Genomic DNA, 17,327 nt, shown 5'->3' on the forward strand with positions numbered 1-17,327 from the left:
TAAAAAAATCTCGAATCCCAGCCTTGCGGAAAAGCCAGAATTCGAGAAGAGTGAGCTACGGATTTGTGAATTGCTTTCTAGACACCCCTAGGGCTGTCTGCACGCTTTGAACTCGTTCTTAAAGTTCTGCGGCCCCTTATAGCCAGAACTCTCTGCTAACTGCTGCAACGTTTGCCGCCCACTGTAAAATCGTCCGTTAACCTGCCAAGTCGGAAATCCTACTTTTTGCCCCGTCTGCTTTTCTGCCTCTCCTAAAACCCGCTGACAAGTCTCGATTTGAGCATCTTTTCCGCCCTCAGCGCATTCTACATAAGGGAATTCTTTAGACGCTTCCTTACCAAAGAATTGCTTTTGTTCGCAGCAGTGCGGACACCAGTACGCCCCGTACATCGTGGCTCCGGTCTGCTTCAAATGCTGTGCCAACTGCGTCTCCGCCTCTCCCGACGTATTCTCGATCACAAAATAAGGATTTCCCTGCGCGTCTGAAATTGTGACCGCATCGGCAGAAACTTGCCCAACCGAGGCACCCCAAGCGATCGACCCGATCAGCGTCACAATCCCGACGATCGACCCCAAGAATACTAATTGTCCGCGATCGTTCCAGTCCCGCCCGATCAGCGTCAGCACAAACATCAGCGTGGCAAAAGTCGCCGATGCCAGACAAAAATAACAAATCCCGTTGACCCCAAATTGCGACACAAATTTGGAGAACATAATGTACATCAAGTAGCCGCTAAACAGTAGCATCGCCGTTGCGCCCGCAAACAGCAACAGCCAAGTCTGATTTTCTAAATTCGTGCGTAACGATTTCTTTTCCTCTGGATTCACCAGTAGCGGAGCCAGCGCAAACACCGCCATCGCTAAATAGGCTAGCAAGCCGTACAGCGATAGCGGTAAGCCAAATAGCACGGCATACGGACTTTCTAGCACCCGTTCGCATCCAGTTGTGGGGCAGGCAACGGTGGCACTAGCCAGTTTGTTAAAGGTGATATAGCCCGTGTTGAGAATACCGAGTGCCGCGATCGCGCCGATCAGCAGGCGAGAGTTTCGGTAAATCCAGGGCGTAGAACGTCGGCGAGTCATAGGATGATTTCAAAGGAAGTCGCTTTGTACTCTATCAGGGTAACGGTTGCAACCATGACTTGGAGTCTGTAGTTTATTTTGGCTGAATTTTGGGCGATCGTACCGTTTGTTTTCCTGACTGTAATTGCAGTTCTAAGTTTCTTGGCAAATTCACTTGCAAAGTTTTGGTTCTTTTGCTAAGTTAATTAAGCGCTGAAAAGCGCAGTCGCCGGGATAGCTCAGTTGGTAGAGCAGAGGACTGAAAATCCTCGTGTCACGAGTTCAAGTCTCGTTCCTGGCATAGGTTCTAAGATTTAGTGAAAAACATTCCCCTAAATTTCCCCCAGAACCTGCTTACAACCGAATAAAGTAGACTGCGGATCAATGCCGTAATCACAACTTTTAACGGGGGGAAATACCCATACAGAGATGTGAATACCAATATTGATACCGCCATTTTTACCGCGTGTGAGAAGCTGATTTATTTAACTAGAACGCTTATACTCCGGTTCTCACACCCAGTATTTTGAGGATTGGAAAGGCGATTGCGCTCAGTCTGGGAACGCTAACCCCGTCCCTTATTCCCAGTGGCAATGGAAGACATCGATCTTTGAATGAATTCTGAACCCGCGATCGCGCCCATGACGATCGAAGCATGGCTGATTCTGGGGTTCACGTTTGTGCTAGTAGGTTGGGAATTTCTAGCAGAGCGGCGCGATTCATCTGTTGAGGGTGTGATCGCGCTGAATTCTTCTATTGAGGCAAAGATTTTGTGAAGTATCAGGACGTGTAGGAAGAAAACCGTAGAATGAAGTGCTTCCTTCATCTCGACCGGATTATGGAGAGTAGGCACAAACTCAGTTGGGCGCAGCCTTGCAACTGCGATCGCGCACAAAGATACTTCATCAATCTAGGGGGTTCTAAGTATGGGTACATTTGATCGCATTAGTCGCATTGTTCGCGCTGAAATGAACAGCCCTAAGTCTCAGTCGAGCTATAACTCAAATCAGCAAACGAGAGAACTAGAAGAACAGGCTATTTCTCTACGTCAGCAAATTACAAATTTAGAAGCTACGAATAAAGACTCGATGAGTAGCGCATTGCGGCAAGAGTATGCGACTACGATTTCAAATCTCAAGCGATCGCTGGCAACGCTAGAGCAGACGATCCTTAATCTTGGTGGGTCTATTGAGCCGAGCGCCGATAAATACGCTCTTATTGATGCAGAATTAGAAATGCTAAAGCAAGCGTTAGACGAACTCTAAAGCGATCGCACTCAATCTGGAAACTCTGAGCTCGCAATCCCGCAATTCGATTTGAAGGGGGGTTAATTGGGTTTGCAGCTCGACCACAATCAAAGTGTCCATAGAAAACCGCCCTTATTGGGAGCGGTTCCGTTGGTGGATTCAGTTTGCGGGAATGAGATCGATCGAGTCCTGAATCTACAGCGCTTTTCACGCGAATGCACAATGCAAAATCATTCAACTGCCGTTCGAGCCATGACTCTCTGATGCGCTAACCGACGTTCTGCCCGCCTCATTGACCACACCTGACTGGCGAATGGGCAGCTCAACGACAAATTCAGCACCCTGACCGGGAGTTGAGTGGCAGTAGAGTTTACCATGGTGCTTTTCGACGATGATTTGGTAGCTAATCGACATGCCCATGCCTGTGCCTTTGCCCACAGGTTTCGTCGTGAAGAAGGGATCAAAAATCCGTTGCTGAATCGGTTCCGGCACGCCCATGCCGTTATCCGCGATTGCAATCTCTACCCAGTCATCCACCACGGAAGTTCGGATGGTGATTCGCGGCTGGGCGGTAGCTTCGAGTGCATCGATCGCATTGCTCAAGAGATTCATAAAGACCTGATTGATTTGACCTGCACGACATTCGATTTGAGGCAGTGCAGCATAGTCTCGCACGATGAGAATTTCAGGACGCTGAGGCGAGGGTTTCAAGCGATGTTGCAGAATCAGGAGTGTGCTTTCGAGTCCTTCATGCAAATCGACCGCTTTGAAATCGGCTTCATCGAGCCGAGAGAAGTTGCGTAGCGACAGGACGATTTCGCGAATGCGAGTGGTTCCAATCTCCATTGAGTTAAGGAGATTGGGGAGATCGGAATGAATAAATTCAAAATCGGTCGCCTGCAAGTGGCGTTGAACAGCGGGGTGTGGGAATGGATGATGAAGTTGATAGAGGTTCAAGAGGGTCAGAATCTCAGTGACATAATCATGTAAATAAGTGAGATTGCCGTGAATGAAAGAGACAGGGTTATTAATTTCATGAGCAATGCCTGCTACTAGCTGTCCCAGGCTCGACATTTTTTCACTCTGGATCAGTTGTGTTTGACTGCTTTGGAGATTGCGGAGGGCTTGTTCTAGCTGAGCGGTTTGCTGTCTCAACTTCTCTTCGATCGTGATGCGCTCAGTGACATCGTGACAAAAGCCCAGCACTGCGAAAACCTCACCCTCGGCAGATAGAGGAATTTTCTGTGTATCAAAAATACGGGTGGTGCCATCCGCTGCGGTTGCTGGGTCGTAGGAATTATGAATTCTTTGTCCTGCAAGCGCAGCCTGATCGTCCGTCCGAAACCCGCGAATGCCTTGATCTGGATTACCGAGGACGAGATCCATAGGAAAGCCTAATTCCAGATCATCTTTTCCGAGCATGTCTTGGACGGTCTGTCCGATGGCGGTGGCATAGCTTTGGTTCACCAAGAGATAGCGAAACTGCTGGTCTTTGACAAAAATCCAATCTTGCGTTTCGTCGATCACTGTTTGCAGCAACTGCGCTGGTTGTTCTATGGTCTGACAGGACGGTACGGGTTCCCTTGAGCGAGCTTGAGCAAGCTGCAAAGACTGTGGTTCATCCTGACCGGTGACAGGCGGTTGCACAAACAGAATACCATTCCAAAGCTGTCCTAAAGCGGTTAGTGAGTCTGAGGTGGCAATCAGTTGAATGAGCTGAATCTGTCCAGATGCCAACCGCCATCGTCCTTGCCATTGCCATGACTGTTGTGTTTGGGTCGCTTGGGTGAGCGTCCTATAAAATGTCGCCTGATCGTCCGCTTCAATCTGAGCGAGCCACTGTGAGACATTGGCTTGAATTTCAGTAAATGGGCGCTCGAACACTAGGATGCAGTTTGGACTGATAAAGGGAAGGGTAATTGACCCATCAGAATGCGAAAGCAATTGGAAAATCACACCAGGTCCTGTTTCCAAGATTTGCTTCAAGGGAGGCTCGATCGAGCTGTTCTCACTGCGCTGCAAATTATGTAAATCAATCTTTGCGGGAAGTGGGGAGGCGTGGGGCATGAACACACTGAGGGACAAGCGACAGCAACCCTATTTTTCCCATCCTTCAACAAAACCCGCTTTAAGGCAGAACAAAAATTACAGAGAGAAGAAACAGTGCTCTATAGCACATTGCGAATGGTGATAATACTTTATCATTACTTAATATTTTGTTGGATTCCGTGACCTAGCCCCCGGTATGTGAGGAAGATTGAATGAAAAGGTTCTTGTCTCAAGCCATGAATGTAGATCATCGTGGCTGTTTTTGGACTGCGCTAGATCAGCCTTGGGCTGAGGTGAACTATGTGGAAACGTTAGCAAACAAAGTGCGCGGCAACCACTACCATCAGTACACCTATGAGCTTTTCTTTATCATCTCAGGTGAAATCGAGATCAGCATTGAGTCATTACAGTCTGGAGAGCGCACCACCTTCTTGGCGACAAAAGGAGAGCAAATTCTGATTGAACCTTACGAGTTGCACACTTTCCGGACAAAGACCAACGCTCAATGGATTGCAATGCTGTCCCAGAAAATTGACCCCCACAATCCAGATTTTCATCGCCTTTCCAGTGCTGCACCCGCTCATCAAGAGGGAGACATCGATGTGGGTCTACCCAGTTTGGTGCCAACCCAACCCTTGAGTCTCCTGGATAATTGAGTTCGCCAAATGTGTCACTCTGGCTCTAAGAACATGCTTGACTGAGTATCGTTAGGTGTACCGAGACTACAGCAAGGGAGCGGATTAATTTGAGAATTGCTGTAGTCTCGGCATTGCTCCCATTCAATGGAATCATGAGTACAAAAGATACGAATTGTCTCTCCCTGCGCCTGCTTCACTTGCCGTAGGCGTTCTTGATTGCGGCGACGAACAAAAGAATCCACATCTCCAAGCCGTTGTAGAATCGACAACCCAAGTGGACAGCGAGGCATTTCCGTCATTTCATCGCGATGATAATAAGCATCTCCAATGTGCAGCAACCATCCTTGCGAGCTTATTCCAACTAGATCGGTTCTGGCATCGCTAAACTGCGTAGATTTCTTTCCAAGTCAGTGGTTGCAGCCTAATTGCTCAGACGATCACTCGCCCACCCGTTTGGGAACACTCAACAGCTCAATTTTTTGTTGTCATCCCGTCAGTCTGGTGGGATTTTTTGTTTGAGAATGAGCGTGATCGCTCAGCTATAACCCTTAAAGTCGATTGCAGGCGCAAGCGTCCCTTAAAGAGGGGAATCCTTAAAACATTCCCTTTTTAGATAGCGATGAATAAATTCCAGTGGCGCTCTCAATGGCATATCAGGCGCGATCGTATCCCCCAGATGATTCTCGTCATTGCGATCGGTATAATCCCCCTCAGCTATGCGATCGCTTCTGGCATCTCCAAGCTGCGACGATCGCGTTCCCAATGCCTAATTTCATGCCGGCCTCCTTGCTGCTCGTTTGTTGTCAGTCAAGCCAATCGCTAAGGAAGCATTAAAGCCCAGCAGTATGATGAAGTCTCCTCCGGTCCGGTTCCTCGATAAGTTGAAGCTGCGTGAGAAAACCCTACTGGTTTTGAGCCTCACGCTTGCGAGCTTAACCGGGGTTGTCTACCTAGCCTCTTCCACCATCCTGTTAGGCAGCCTCAAGATTGCTGAAGAACAAAGCGCTCGGGAATCACTCCAAGGTGTTCTCAACCTCTTCACGAAAGATCAAGAAGCCTTCACTGCTCGCTACAGCGATTGGTCTGCCTGGGATGATACCTACCAGTTTATTCAGGATCGCAATGACGCTTACCTCAAATCCAACTTGGTTCCCGAACAACTGGCAAGCTTGAAGGTCAACTTAGCCTTATTTGTGGATGTGCAAGGGCGAATTGTCTACGGGACAGGATTCGACCTGAAGACCAAGCAACTCCAACCCATCCCAAGCCTGCCCAAACCGTTGACGAAGCAGTTACTTCTCGAGCAAGCCCGGACAAACGGGCCGGTGACTGGGATTTTTGTGCTGCCTGAAGGACCAATGCTAATGACGTGTCAGCCGATCTTAACGTCCGAGGGGAAAGGTCCGGTGCGAGGCGTGCTCATCTTCGGTCGCTACATTGATGCGGATGCCATTGCCAATTTATCCAAGATCACTCGCTTTCCCCTCCAACTCTACTCCCTCAAGAACTCCTACCACCCACCCGATGTTGCCGCGACTCGCTCCGCTCTCTCTGTGCAGAATCCCCTTCTGATTCACCCGCTGACTGAAACAACGCTCGTCGGCTACGGGCAACTGACGGATCTCAATCACCAACCTGCGCTTCTCCTCCGTATCGAGATCCCTCGCAAGCTCTATCAGGAGGCGACAAAAAGCCAACAGCAGCTTATGCTCGCGATCGTCCTGCTTGGACTCACGTTCGGCGGCATTACCGTCTTTCTCTCGGAACAACTGGTCCTGGCTCGCTTACTGCGTTTGAGTAGCGGCGTCAGCAGCATTCGCATCAGTCAGAACTTGGCTCACCGGCTTACCATGTCAGGCCAGGATGAAATCTCGAGTCTAACCCATAACATCAATGAGCTACTGGAAACGCTGGAGCAAGCGCAAGGAGACACAAAAGCAGCACTCGAACAAGTAACGCAGTCCAATGGGGAACTGCAGGCGGCTGTGGAACAGTTGCAGGGGGAGATCTGGGAGCGGCAGCGAATAGAGGACGCACTGCGACAATCCGAAGAGCAATTGAGACACCAGACGCAATCCTTGGCGCAAACCCTATCGGAGCTGCAGCAGACGCAGATGCAGTTAGTGCAGAGTGAAAAAATGTCGAGCTTGGGGCAGCTGGTCGCTGGCATTGCCCATGAAATTAATAATCCCGTCAGTTTCATCTACGGCAACCTCGAGCCTGCTGCAAACTACTTTAATGACCTCTTACAGGTATTGCACCTGTATCAACAGGAGTATGCTACCCCTACCCCATCATTGCAGACCGCTCTTAAATCGCTCGATCTGGAGTTCGTAATTACCGACTTGCCCAAAGTCCTTACCTCGATGCGAACCGGAGCGGAGAGAATTCGGGAGATTGTAACATCGCTGAGGACGTTCTCACGGCTTGATGAAGCGGAAGTCAAAGCGGTTGATATCCACACCAGCATTGATAGTACCCTGTTGCTCTTACGGAGCCGATTGAACGTTAAGGGGAGTGGTACAGCAATTCGGGTTGTAAAGGACTATGGACAACTGCCGTTGGTCGAATGTTATGCCGGACAGCTGAATCAAGTCTTTATGAACATTCTGACGAATGCGATTCAGGCTATTAAGGAGGCAGAAGCTGCTCGACCAGTGACAACAGCGCAACCCTCTGAAGCTTCAATGACGCGTGCAGATCATCCGGTCGGGACCATTACGATCCGCACGCTCTGCCAAAATGATGACACGATCGAGATTGCCATTAGCGACACGGGAGTGGGCATGTCCGAAGCAGTCCGAAATCGGATCTTCGATCCATTTTTCACCACAAAACCTGTGGGTCGAGGAACCGGACTAGGCCTGTCCTTGAGTTATCAAATCATTGTCAAACAGCATGATGGGGCCTTAGCGTGTCACTCAAGGCTTGGGCAAGGCACGACCTTCATCATCACACTGCCTAATCGCTTGCCCTAAGGGTATTGATGCTCCTTCGCTTGTCCTTACCGAATCATGTTCATCTCCGATTTCAAGAGCAAACAATCCCCTTAAGATTCTTTTTCCGAGAGTGATCAGCGATTGCCTTTGAGAAGCGCGAGAAGCTGCTTAGCGCCTGTAATTCCTGACACTGCTGCACCTTCCATAAATCCTTGCCACTCATAGAACGAACTGGTATGCTCACCTGCAAAGAAGATATTTCCTACAGGTTTTCCTTCTAGGTTGGCGATCGTCGTGAAATACCCTGGAGCATTGCAGGTATAACTGCCTTTTGCAAAAGGATTCGGCTGCCATGCTTGTAGATGAGCCGAAATTTGATTATTGCTTCTACGAACAGTCGAGGCGGCACCTGGAAAAACTCGATTCAGATCGTTGATAAAGAGTTGAGCATCGGCTTGTAGCTGATTCGGGTTTAATTTGCTTGCCAGAATGCCCCCCGTGTAGTTGGTTAAGATGCTTTGTTGGGCGGTTGCATTGATCGGATTCGTTTCCCAAGTGTTTTGTAAGTAGGATAAGTCTGCATACGAAGAGCCGTTACTGCCAAGTCCTATCCAGGGACGATTGGTGAACCCAACCATAAGCTTGGCATTATTTCCATAGACAAAATTTGTAATTGCTCGTTGCTTTTCAGGGGGCAATTGCAATCCGCGTAAATCGACATCCCGCAGGGTCGAGAATGGAATAGCAAACACCACCGCATCAAACTTATCACTTGTACGATCGCTGAATGTAAGTTCTACCTTTCCTGCACTATCTTTTCGAGCGGCAACCAGCTGTTTGCCCAATTGCACCTGATTTTGCAACCGATTGTACAATCCTTCCGCAATTTTTTGGTTGCCACCGACAACGTGATAGCGTTCATCGCTGAAAACGCCAAACGGTTGAAACTTGGATCGTCGATCGGCATGAATGAATAACAAAAATGCTAGACAACTTTGCTCATCAATCTCGCGTCCGTATTCGCCTGTATAGGCTGCTTTGATTACTGCTCTGATGAGATCTCCAGCACCTCGATTGTCGAGATAGGTTTGTAGCGATGTGAGATCGAATTGTCGATCGCGTTCAGTAAAGTTTTCTGCGGTCGGCTGTGGGGAGAGCGACCGCAAGTCTTCCTGCATCGCAGTAACAAACGCACGAAACTCTTCTACAACTGATGCTTCTGAATATCGCTGCCCCTTGAAGAAGTAGAAGGTTTCTCCGGGCTGCTTATTCACGTCCTCAAGCGGTAAATTAAATTCCTGGGCATACCCCAGCATCGTTTTGTGTAGCGTGTCGATAAATTCTCCACCTCGCTCGGCAACTTGATTGGGGAACGTATTACTAAGCGAATAACACCGTCCACCAACGCGAGTGCTTGCTTCGTAAAGCGTGGCAATGATGCCTTGTTTCCTGAGTTCGTCTGCACAGGTCAACCCTGCTAATCCAGCCCCAACGATCGCAACTTTAGGAGCGCTGGGATTAGGAGCAGCAATCACACGATGGAGAGAACCAGAAGCGATGCCTGCGATTGTGCCTGTTGCGGTGAGCTTTCCCATTTGCAGGAGTAGGTTGCGCCGGGTTGTGCGTTGGGCTGCAAGATGGGCAATATGCGCCAATCCATCCTGAGTTGAAAGGTGATGCTGCTGACAGTAGTGAACTGTTTGAAGAATGTGAGCAAGTCGATCAAAAAGCGGTGAGTGGCTCATGTCTAACAAAAAGAAGGGTAGATCAAATTGCCCTACACGTAATACTATCAATGTGATGTTTAATACATGCAAGGCATACTGATTATACATCACGGCTTCAGAGGGCATCGATGCTCTCATAAATGTCAAGAAGTTGCTGATGCTAAATGAATCTGCCCCATAACGCTCTCCTCTTGATCATTTTTTGACTGGCAGCACCCAATCCTCCAATCTTAAGCGCAACTAAACGGGGAGGTTTGGTAGAGATTACGCAAATTTCTCCAATCTTCAAAGATTCTTGTCAAAAGAATTATGAGCTCTCGATGGACGAATTTATCGACTCAACTTAATCAATCGCTGGTTACGTCACTACACAACAAGGGAGTGCCGATTAAAACGATCGCATCAATCACGGGGCACGAATCCTTGAATGAATTCTCTCGATATTTAGAAATGACCCCGGAGCAGCGACGATCGACGATCATGCAACTTCTTTAAGCATTGCGGCATCTCAAGGTCTATGAAATTCCCCATACACCTTACAAACCCTGCATCTACAAATTCCTTGTTACGGCTGAACGTAAAAACTTACCTCCATTTCGTGTATAAGTCATGTTCAAATACACGAAGAAATGCCTGGTAGATCATGCAATGTGATTGATGCCCATCTGAAACTGTTTCTAGGATGCCTAGTTATTTGAGCGCGGCTTGTCTTCCCCATGCGGTCAAGGCTCGATGCGAAAGCGGACAGGATTACGACCAACGATTCTGAGTTGGTTCTGCTGATAGAGTTCGAGCAACGCGTAAACCAGGTTGATGTGAATGGCTCTGATTGCAATGCTGTCATCCAGCAAAAACAGCCGCGATTCTCCGGGATAGTGCTGCTGAAGATCCGGCACACTAAAAGACTGTTGCTGAAGCTGCTCTTGCAATTCCAGCTTGATTTGCTCGATAGCACTGAGATCGATCTCCTCATCGGACGATCTGTCGATTGCGAACCTCATGCCTCACATTCCTTTCAAGGTTGAGTCGCTCCAGGTCGGGCGGAATGAGACCGTTCCCTTCCTGAGGAGCGCTTGAGCTAGAATTTCCTGCGGCATGACTCAGGAATCGCAGTGCTGAGGATGTTTATTGTCTCCTCGCAAAAAACATTCAAGTTTGAAGCAAGGAAAAAGACCTGACTGAATGACTTGAATGGGGAGGAGCTGAGCTAGATACTGATTGACATCCGAGCGCTGCTTTCGGCTCAGTGAAGCCCTCCGAAGTTTAGAGTGCAGCATCGAGGCGAGCACTTCGTGGTGCAGAGCATTCGCTTTCTTTTGTATTGTCATTAGAGATAAGAAACAGGCTAGTGGGTCCAAAATGCATCACGATTACATGGCTTGTCTAACGAGATTGCACCCAGCGATGGAGCGAGTCTACTTCAGGAAAAGAGTCACAACCCATCGAACACATGCATCATAGGAAAAGGCAAAAGCGGTTGAACAGAGTGACAGGACACGCTAGGAAGGTGGCGCGTGCCGTCTTGCTCACGCCTTCCTCTCCGTGCAATCGCTGAGAGAAATGCGAAGTGCTCGTTGATGTGTAAGGCACACACTTAGCTGAATTATCGTGATTTTTCTGCAACTAGACTAATTCTGAGCAACTTGCAATCTTTTATACACAAAGACAGAATTATTTATGCCACAGTGAATTGCAGATCTCATCCTTCACTTGCAATCCCTCAATTCCTAGGTCTACCTCAGTCATGACAAAGATCCTCCGTGCTAATGAGTCGGACTGCCAGTTGTTCAAGTTCTGGTTCTGCGATCGCGTTTGTGATGGTATCCGTTATCAGGACCAATTGTTCCTTCAGCTTGCCAGCTATAGTCTTGGTTGCCGTCATCAGGCGGATGAGTTCAGCGCAAAGTTGATGGAGCGTGGACTTTCAATTATTTTCTGCTGCTCTCAGGAGCGATACTTGCTCGGCATCAATCCTTGTACGGACTGGGCTGAGCTTGATACGAGCGGCAAGCGGCAAGCGTTCGGCGAAGGGCAGGGTAGGGCAACAGCCTTGTTTGCAGCCTGGGTGCTTCAGACTTAATGGCAAAAACCACTGCACCAGTATGCTCATACCCGGTCAGCAATTCCGCCCCTGCTGATGAAAGATGTGCTGTGGATTACTGTATCGGCTCTCATATTTGTAAGATACTAAAAAACTGACGCCAGATATCTTGTGATAGCCCAAGCTTTGATTCAAGCCTAGAGAAGCCTCGATCTCAGGAACCGTGAGTACTAAAACTGTCTCATGCTCAAACAGCAAAACAACCCAAAGATTTCTGACACCCTGTTGGATCAGATTGTGAATGCCGTCTCGCTTTCTGGGGAGCACGAAATTGCAAAACTGACCATGACAATTAAAACGCTGAGAAGCTTCAAGCAAGGGTTAGCTGTGTCTGATCTAGCGCTATGGTATGCGAGTGAGGAATACGATCAAGCGCTCTGCTTGAGTTTGTACCGAGCGCTACAGCAAGTGTATGCGATGAGCAGTGCTGGGGGTGTAGACGTGAGTGTATTGCACAGACTTTGGAAGGGTAAACACAGCCCGCTTCTCGATTCGGGCACAAGACTCTCCGAGCCTTAAAGAAGCCCTACTTTGCTGTGACTCAGAGACGCTTTCTGAAGGAGCGAACTTCATCGAATGGATCGATAGGCAGCGATCTCTGTCCTTTGGCATGCAACAGGGACAAGGACAGGATGAGGGTTTTCTAACAGGCGCAATCGCAATACTCTCCCCAGATTGCCCAATTTTACTGATCAATGGGGTAGACCTACTTCGATAGTAAGAAGCGCAAGAGCACGATCGCGAGCGTTAATGCTATGAGACAAAAGGATAGTTATACATCATGATGACTAGAAGGCGATCGTTCTTAAGCGCGATCGCGATCTGCGTGTCAGTCACTTTCTCAGCAGAGTGCAGGTCAAGAATCAGGGCATTACGAACAGTCGGATCATTTGCGATCGAGGATGCCAGTTCAAACACTCCCATCTGGACCGGCGTTCCTCGTTCTGGGTTGCCGTATTCATCCACAATCCAGCTTTCCGTTGTGCGATATCCGATCTCGACTACCAGAGCATCGCCGCGCTTCAGTTGGTTCAACTCAGAAGCAAGCCAGAACGCGCCCAGACCTTCGTGAACTAGCTGAATGTCTACCACGTTTACATCGACTTCGCGATCGTTACGGATGAAGTGATGCCGTCCTAAAAGTTGAGTTTTTAGCCGCGCTTCAATCACCGGATCATGGATGCTGTGATGCGAGATTACTAACCGCACATCTCCGTTATCACTGGGAAGTAGCAACGGCATGATTAAGTGCCGCGCCTTCTCTGATTTGTCACAAGTGGAGGTTGCAATTGACTGATGCTTTCCTTTAGCGGGTTTCTCTCCAAACCAAATCAGATCGCCGCTTTCGGTTTTAACTTGTGGGCTTTCTGCTGTTCCCTTGCCGATCGCTAATGGTTCGATATCAGTAGTCCAGGCAGCGTGGACGATCAGGGCTTCTCTGTCGCCTTCTCCGTATCGTTTGCCTTGAGAATTGGAAAGCTCGATCGAGATCAGCTTGGGCTGTGTTCCAATCTGGGAGGTAAGTGATCTTGCTTCGGTTAATGGTGTCATTGTGGATGCTCCTAAGTGAATGTGGACAAAGAAAAGCCCTCAGTTGTGAGCTAAGGGCTTGGGTGATTTGGTTGAATGCGATCGCTAGGCTTGCGATCCTGATTGCCATTCGCCCGGACTATCGGGAGGAAACTTGATTTTTCCGTCCTTGATGGCTTGTTCGAGTCGATGAAGCACGATCGCGGCTTCCTCAACAATTCCATAGTGTTCAGCGTTTCGGACTTTCCAAATTGCATTAATCTTTGACTCAAATCCCTCGATGAGCCGATCAACGCGGAAATCGTAATCACTGCACTCCTTGATCTCTGGATCAGTCGTGAGCCAAAGACCTCGAAAAACGTCTTTAGGGTTGCCGTGGCGATAAACAAGGTAGATGTGTTGCCCGTCAGAACAACAAGCTAGAAGTCGTTTCTGGTTGGTTCTCGTCATTGTCTTGGGCATGATGTTTTTCTCCTTTGTTGGGTGATCTGGATGCGATCTCAAGGGACAGCCAGAAACGCTTATTCATGGCTGTCACCTGCATTAAAACGGCAGCAAACTCGCAAAATAGCAAGCCTTCCGCTTCGGTGAGGTCTTAGCACCTTCCTCTAGTCCGGCTCTCGCTTTCGTCAAGCAAACATTGGAACTAGAGCAAAACTCTCTGCATTGTGAACAGGTTGGAGCGGTTTCGAGTGTTAGCATTTGGATGAATCCTCGTTATTGGGGACAGCCGATCGCAATTCTTTCCAGGGAGCGCGATCGGCTTTTTGATTAGCGGTTAGCGTCGGAATTCGTGGTTAACGATCGTGCGGGTGTGTTCATTTCCCTCGCCGTTGCATTCCAGCGAGAGGCAGCCACAAGCGCAATCAGCAGCACGAAAACCGTAAAGCCTTTGATTTTCGTCACAATTAAGAAACTCCAGTGATTTGATAGTTGGTGGAGTGAGCCGTCCTTAGAGGCGGCTTTTTGATTGCCGAAAATTCCGGCGGATCGGCTTCTGCGGTGAAAGAAGCGCGATCGCTGAAATCTTTTTTTTGAATCTTTGCCCCTGGACTTATCGGAGTGATTCCGCCTCATCTCGCTTCACGGGGTCATTCAGTTGTGTTGGTTCTGTAATGCGGCGGTGAGCTATCTTGCTCACATTTCAAATGTATACGTTTGCTATTCAAACGTATACATTTGATTTATTGTTATCGCTTATAAGCTTTTTACAGAAGAATGGAGCTGTAATCGCTTTAAGAACTGAGTTGCAGCTCTATTTTCTGAATGAGTTTTAGATAGTTTTATCTGATACCAATCGTATACGTTTGTTTAGGAAATTTTGCTAGACTGCGTTTAACCGATTTAATTAGTGAGGAACTAGCTGATGACTTCAATTCTGTTCATGCCGCGAAAACTTGCCTCATATCGAATAGACGAACGAGTTTTAGCGGTAATCTCAACGCTTGCTGAACGCGCTGGACTTGAGCCACAACGATATCTGGAAAGCTATTTTTTTGCTAAGGGTAAAGAGCTAGGACTTATTGCGCCAGACGAGCAATTATTAGGAGAAACACGCGGCGGTAAGCGTCCGGGCGCTGGAAAACCGAAGAAAACTGAGCAGGAACACGATCGCGAATCATCCACCGACAGTAAGGAGCCAGAATCATGAGCTACTCAAGACAACGGTTGATTAACGAAACCAAGAAGGCGATCGCAGACTTCCTGCTTTACTGCAAAATTTATGGACTCGCTCCCGCTACTGTCGATATGAATACGATTAATAGAACTCTTGCAAAAACTTCGTCTACCAGTGTGCAGGAGGCTCTTGAAAAACTCAGGCTTGCAGAAAATAGCGATCGCACATCATTCAGCGACAATAAGGAGTCAGAGCCATGAGCGAACGGTTAAAGATTTTACTAAACTTTCTCGATCGAATTGAGAAGGAAGACAAAGAAAAAAAACTACAACAAGCTAGTTTTCAGCAAGACACTGATAGTCCGGTTACTGAAGTCAGTCCGAGACTTGATGGACAAACCACGCAAAAAAGCGAGGACAGCGAATAGTGCCGATCGCAGGTAAGTTAGAAGTCGTTATCAAGATCAACGAATTACCTAAATCCGAGATCGTTGAGCACACCTGGAGACGCTTCTTTGTTGAGTGCGACGGAAAAATCATCTCAATTACCGTCAAGCCGAAAGTTTGGAACAAGCTCGAAGCAGCGAATGAGCAGTTTTCTTTGTGGGTGGCTGCGATCGCTGGAACAATGGGACGGACGACCAGGAACGGTTTTATCCTGGACAACCCCGCAATTCAGGTGTTTGAGCGCAAGCCGAAAGAATCAAAGAGCAGTTAGAGCAAGATACACCATAGTCACGATCGGGAAGTTGAGCGATCTCACCCGTTTCGAGGCAACAACCGCGCTATTTCTCCCACATTTCCAGACCTACAACTGACAGCAGAGCAGATTCTAGGAGCAAATTGAGAGCATGGACTCACACCTCACTCGACGGATTCCGAGAGATTGGCAAAGTGCAATCGATCGACTAAAAAACCTACCCGAATTGACTTGGCTCATGGAGTGTCGCACCGACGAGCAGAGAGAGCATTGGCGTGATTGCCGGGAATTCTGCCAGATTCTTAAGAATTTGCTGAACGACTATTTTTCGGGAAATGCCAGCGACTTAAGCCAATTATCAAAAGACGAGCGCACCTACTGGACGCTGCATCGCGATCGCTGGATTGCACTATACAACCTGATTCAACAGGCTTGGTTCGACATTCTTCAAGCTGTGCAAGAACACGGATTGCAAGCGGATTTCCCGAATCAATCTGGAGAGATGCTGATTCTAATGCTAAAGATGTGGGCGGCAGAAATGTTTTCGCCTTGCGTCATCGGAGTTCACCCAGAGCTAGGACGCTTCTCACCTCGAAAAGCGCACACGGCATACCTCAATCGAAATAAACCGATCGCACTGCCAGAAAACCTCACCCTTGAAGAGTGGCGAAAAAGGTTTTCTAAGGCAGATCGCGAAATGATGACTTTTTCTGTACATGAAACTTTCTGTCTTCTTGTCTGTGAGCAGGTTGCTAAGAAGGATCGGTTGCTCAAGGACAAATTAAAAACCTTTCGCCGTATCGAAGCAGACATTGAGCAAATCAACTACGCCATGATTCATCCGCGAAAGAAAGTGCAAGGCTATCAGTGGGTCAACGGACGCAAGGAGCGGCTTGTTTAGCCAGTCTCTTAACATTGCTTAACATCCTCGTACCACCTGAGTGAAACGTATATACGGTGGGTGTTTTGCAAGTTATTTTGGTATTTGAACAAGATTGTTAGCTAAAAAGTTCTATATCAAAAATCGCAAACGTTTGCGGTATCTGATGTAAAGCGATCTTTGGCAGCGATCGCACCCAAGAAAAAGACTACGGTATATATCAGCCAGCTTGCATGGGGATTCTTCAATGACTCAAGGCAAAAACAAAGTAATTTTCCCTTTAGTTCTCAAACCAATTGAAATGGAGCAACTCCGTGAAGCTATTCCCTCACAGAGTCGATCGAAGATTATTCGAGAGCTACTAATCCGAGAAGGCTATCTAAGCAAAAATCCCTCGAAAGTAGCTTAGGAACCACAATCGAGGGATCACCTGTAAACCCTTGCAATAGCGTCAAACTCTCACCTTCTTCGCTATGCAGGGACAAGCCGTACCCAAAGAGGTACGTGAGATTAATATGGCAGAAGCAGTACGAATCAGGCAAAAATCTTGTAACTCAAGTTTAACAGGCAGTACCCGATCGCCACAAGGCAAAGCGCAAACTAGCACACAGCTAACCTTCTGGCAGACAGAGAGACCTTTACGCGAATCGCGTAAACCGGATTTAACGATCGCACCCGTTCCCGAAAACCTTGCACTTGCCCCCGATCACTTCTACCTCTATTGCGGTAACTGGTTCGCAGCGATTCAGCTAACGAGAGAGCAAGCATATCGAGCGGATCGAGCTTTGCGGTAAAAGTCGAGAACCTAACGCGATTTGGAACGTGATCGAGCGCACG

Annotated in this window: 22 protein-coding genes and 1 tRNA gene; 15 read left to right on the forward strand and 8 right to left on the reverse strand. The window is 48.2% G+C overall.

Translation table 11 applies throughout. From position 1 onward, the window contains the following. Window positions 1–87: 87 nt before the first annotated feature. A complete protein-coding gene (locus NC981_RS09190; RefSeq protein WP_348242552.1) occupies window positions 88–1,083 on the reverse strand; it encodes a vitamin K epoxide reductase family protein in 996 nt (331 codons plus the stop codon). A 207-nt stretch (window positions 1,084–1,290) separates the two neighbouring features. Between NC981_RS09190 and NC981_RS09195 the strand changes: the two genes are divergently transcribed. From NC981_RS09195 to NC981_RS09205, 3 genes are all read left to right on the forward strand, one after another. Further along, window positions 1,291–1,363: transfer RNA gene (locus NC981_RS09195), tRNA-Phe, on the forward strand. 313 nt (window positions 1,364–1,676) lie between these two features. Then, window positions 1,677–1,838, forward strand: a complete 162-nt coding sequence (locus NC981_RS09200) for a hypothetical protein (RefSeq protein WP_348242553.1) — start codon at window positions 1,677–1,679, stop codon at window positions 1,836–1,838. Window positions 1,839–1,988: 150 nt separating this feature from the next. Beyond that, window positions 1,989–2,327: a hypothetical protein gene (locus tag NC981_RS09205; protein ID WP_348242554.1), complete on the forward strand. Its 339-nt coding sequence runs from the start codon at window positions 1,989–1,991 to the stop codon at window positions 2,325–2,327. A 216-nt stretch (window positions 2,328–2,543) separates the two neighbouring features. Here NC981_RS09205 and NC981_RS09210 read toward each other — a convergent pair whose 3' ends face one another. Continuing rightward, window positions 2,544–4,376 carry an ATP-binding protein gene (locus tag NC981_RS09210; RefSeq protein WP_348242555.1) on the reverse strand — a complete coding sequence of 611 codons (1,833 nt, stop codon included), beginning with the start codon at window positions 4,374–4,376 and terminating at the stop codon, window positions 2,544–2,546. A 218-nt stretch (window positions 4,377–4,594) separates the two neighbouring features. On the opposite strand from NC981_RS09210, the gene NC981_RS09215 reads away from it, so the two are divergent. After that, complete coding sequence (locus NC981_RS09215) at window positions 4,595–5,014, forward strand: cupin domain-containing protein (RefSeq protein ID WP_348242556.1); 420 nt, start codon at window positions 4,595–4,597, stop codon at window positions 5,012–5,014. A gap of 14 nt (window positions 5,015–5,028) precedes the next feature. On the opposite strand, the gene NC981_RS09220 is transcribed toward NC981_RS09215, so the two are convergent. After that, complete coding sequence (locus NC981_RS09220; protein ID WP_348242557.1) at window positions 5,029–5,295, reverse strand: hypothetical protein; 267 nt, start codon at window positions 5,293–5,295, stop codon at window positions 5,029–5,031. A 320-nt stretch (window positions 5,296–5,615) separates the two neighbouring features. Between NC981_RS09220 and NC981_RS09225 the strand changes: the two genes are divergently transcribed. Together NC981_RS09225 and NC981_RS09230 are read left to right on the forward strand one after the other, a co-directional pair. Continuing rightward, window positions 5,616–5,819 carry a hypothetical protein gene (locus NC981_RS09225; RefSeq protein WP_348242558.1) on the forward strand — a complete coding sequence of 68 codons (204 nt, stop codon included), beginning with the start codon at window positions 5,616–5,618 and terminating at the stop codon, window positions 5,817–5,819. Between the two features lie 25 nt (window positions 5,820–5,844). Next, window positions 5,845–7,974 carry a CHASE4 domain-containing protein gene (locus NC981_RS09230; RefSeq protein ID WP_348242559.1) on the forward strand — a complete coding sequence of 710 codons (2,130 nt, stop codon included), beginning with the start codon at window positions 5,845–5,847 and terminating at the stop codon, window positions 7,972–7,974. A gap of 95 nt (window positions 7,975–8,069) precedes the next feature. Here the strand turns inward: NC981_RS09230 and NC981_RS09235 are convergent, their stop codons facing one another. After that, window positions 8,070–9,680 (reverse strand): FAD-dependent oxidoreductase, encoded by a 1,611-nt coding sequence (locus tag NC981_RS09235; RefSeq protein ID WP_348242560.1) that lies wholly within the window; start codon window positions 9,678–9,680, stop codon window positions 8,070–8,072. A 291-nt stretch (window positions 9,681–9,971) separates the two neighbouring features. Here NC981_RS09235 and NC981_RS09240 point away from each other — a divergent pair, with 291 nt between their 5' ends. Continuing rightward, a complete protein-coding gene (locus NC981_RS09240; RefSeq protein ID WP_348242561.1) occupies window positions 9,972–10,157 on the forward strand; it encodes a hypothetical protein in 186 nt (61 codons plus the stop codon). A 227-nt stretch (window positions 10,158–10,384) separates the two neighbouring features. Here the strand turns inward: NC981_RS09240 and NC981_RS09245 are convergent, their stop codons facing one another. Further along, on the reverse strand, window positions 10,385–10,663 hold the full coding sequence (locus NC981_RS09245) for a hypothetical protein (RefSeq protein WP_348242562.1): 279 nt from the start codon (window positions 10,661–10,663) through the stop codon (window positions 10,385–10,387). A gap of 743 nt (window positions 10,664–11,406) precedes the next feature. Between NC981_RS09245 and NC981_RS09250 the strand changes: the two genes are divergently transcribed. Together NC981_RS09250 and NC981_RS09255 are read left to right on the forward strand one after the other, a co-directional pair. After that, a complete protein-coding gene (locus NC981_RS09250; RefSeq protein WP_348242563.1) occupies window positions 11,407–11,742 on the forward strand; it encodes a hypothetical protein in 336 nt (111 codons plus the stop codon). 204 nt (window positions 11,743–11,946) lie between these two features. Next, complete coding sequence (locus tag NC981_RS09255; RefSeq protein ID WP_348242564.1) at window positions 11,947–12,282, forward strand: hypothetical protein; 336 nt, start codon at window positions 11,947–11,949, stop codon at window positions 12,280–12,282. A gap of 234 nt (window positions 12,283–12,516) precedes the next feature. Here the strand turns inward: NC981_RS09255 and NC981_RS09260 are convergent, their stop codons facing one another. The 3 genes from NC981_RS09260 to NC981_RS09270 all read right to left on the reverse strand — a co-directional run bounded on the left by NC981_RS09260 (window position 12,517) and on the right by NC981_RS09270 (window position 14,370). Then, entirely contained in the window at window positions 12,517–13,314 is a 798-nt protein-coding gene (locus NC981_RS09260) for a hypothetical protein (protein WP_348242565.1), read from the reverse strand. A gap of 84 nt (window positions 13,315–13,398) precedes the next feature. Beyond that, the gene (locus tag NC981_RS09265) at window positions 13,399–13,755 is read right to left on the reverse strand and encodes a hypothetical protein (protein ID WP_348242566.1); all 357 of its coding nucleotides are present in this window, start codon (window positions 13,753–13,755) and stop codon (window positions 13,399–13,401) included. A 309-nt stretch (window positions 13,756–14,064) separates the two neighbouring features. After that, entirely contained in the window at window positions 14,065–14,370 is a 306-nt protein-coding gene (locus NC981_RS09270) for a hypothetical protein (protein WP_348242567.1), read from the reverse strand. A 289-nt stretch (window positions 14,371–14,659) separates the two neighbouring features. Between NC981_RS09270 and NC981_RS09275 the strand changes: the two genes are divergently transcribed. From NC981_RS09275 to NC981_RS09300, 6 genes are all read left to right on the forward strand, one after another. Further along, on the forward strand, window positions 14,660–14,944 hold the full coding sequence (locus tag NC981_RS09275; protein WP_348242568.1) for a hypothetical protein: 285 nt from the start codon (window positions 14,660–14,662) through the stop codon (window positions 14,942–14,944). After that, window positions 14,941–15,171, forward strand: a complete 231-nt coding sequence (locus NC981_RS09280) for a hypothetical protein (RefSeq protein ID WP_348242569.1) — start codon at window positions 14,941–14,943, stop codon at window positions 15,169–15,171. The genes NC981_RS09275 and NC981_RS09280 overlap by 4 nt, the downstream gene beginning before the upstream one ends. Next, the gene (locus tag NC981_RS09285) at window positions 15,168–15,338 is read left to right on the forward strand and encodes a hypothetical protein (protein ID WP_348242570.1); all 171 of its coding nucleotides are present in this window, start codon (window positions 15,168–15,170) and stop codon (window positions 15,336–15,338) included. The genes NC981_RS09280 and NC981_RS09285 overlap by 4 nt, the downstream gene beginning before the upstream one ends. After that, window positions 15,338–15,628, forward strand: coding sequence for a fertility inhibition FinO-like protein (locus tag NC981_RS09290; protein ID WP_348242571.1), 291 nt, complete (start codon window positions 15,338–15,340; stop codon window positions 15,626–15,628). Before NC981_RS09285 ends, NC981_RS09290 begins: the two co-directional genes overlap by 1 nt. A gap of 133 nt (window positions 15,629–15,761) precedes the next feature. Further along, a complete protein-coding gene (locus NC981_RS09295) occupies window positions 15,762–16,511 on the forward strand; it encodes a hypothetical protein (RefSeq protein ID WP_348242572.1) in 750 nt (249 codons plus the stop codon). Between the two features lie 452 nt (window positions 16,512–16,963). Next, entirely contained in the window at window positions 16,964–17,284 is a 321-nt protein-coding gene (locus tag NC981_RS09300) for a hypothetical protein (RefSeq protein ID WP_348242573.1), read from the forward strand. Window positions 17,285–17,327: the final 43 nt, after the last annotated feature.

Source organism: Leptolyngbya sp. DQ-M1 (genome assembly GCF_039962505.1).
Lineage (GTDB): Bacteria > Cyanobacteriota > Cyanobacteriia > Leptolyngbyales > Leptolyngbyaceae > Leptolyngbya.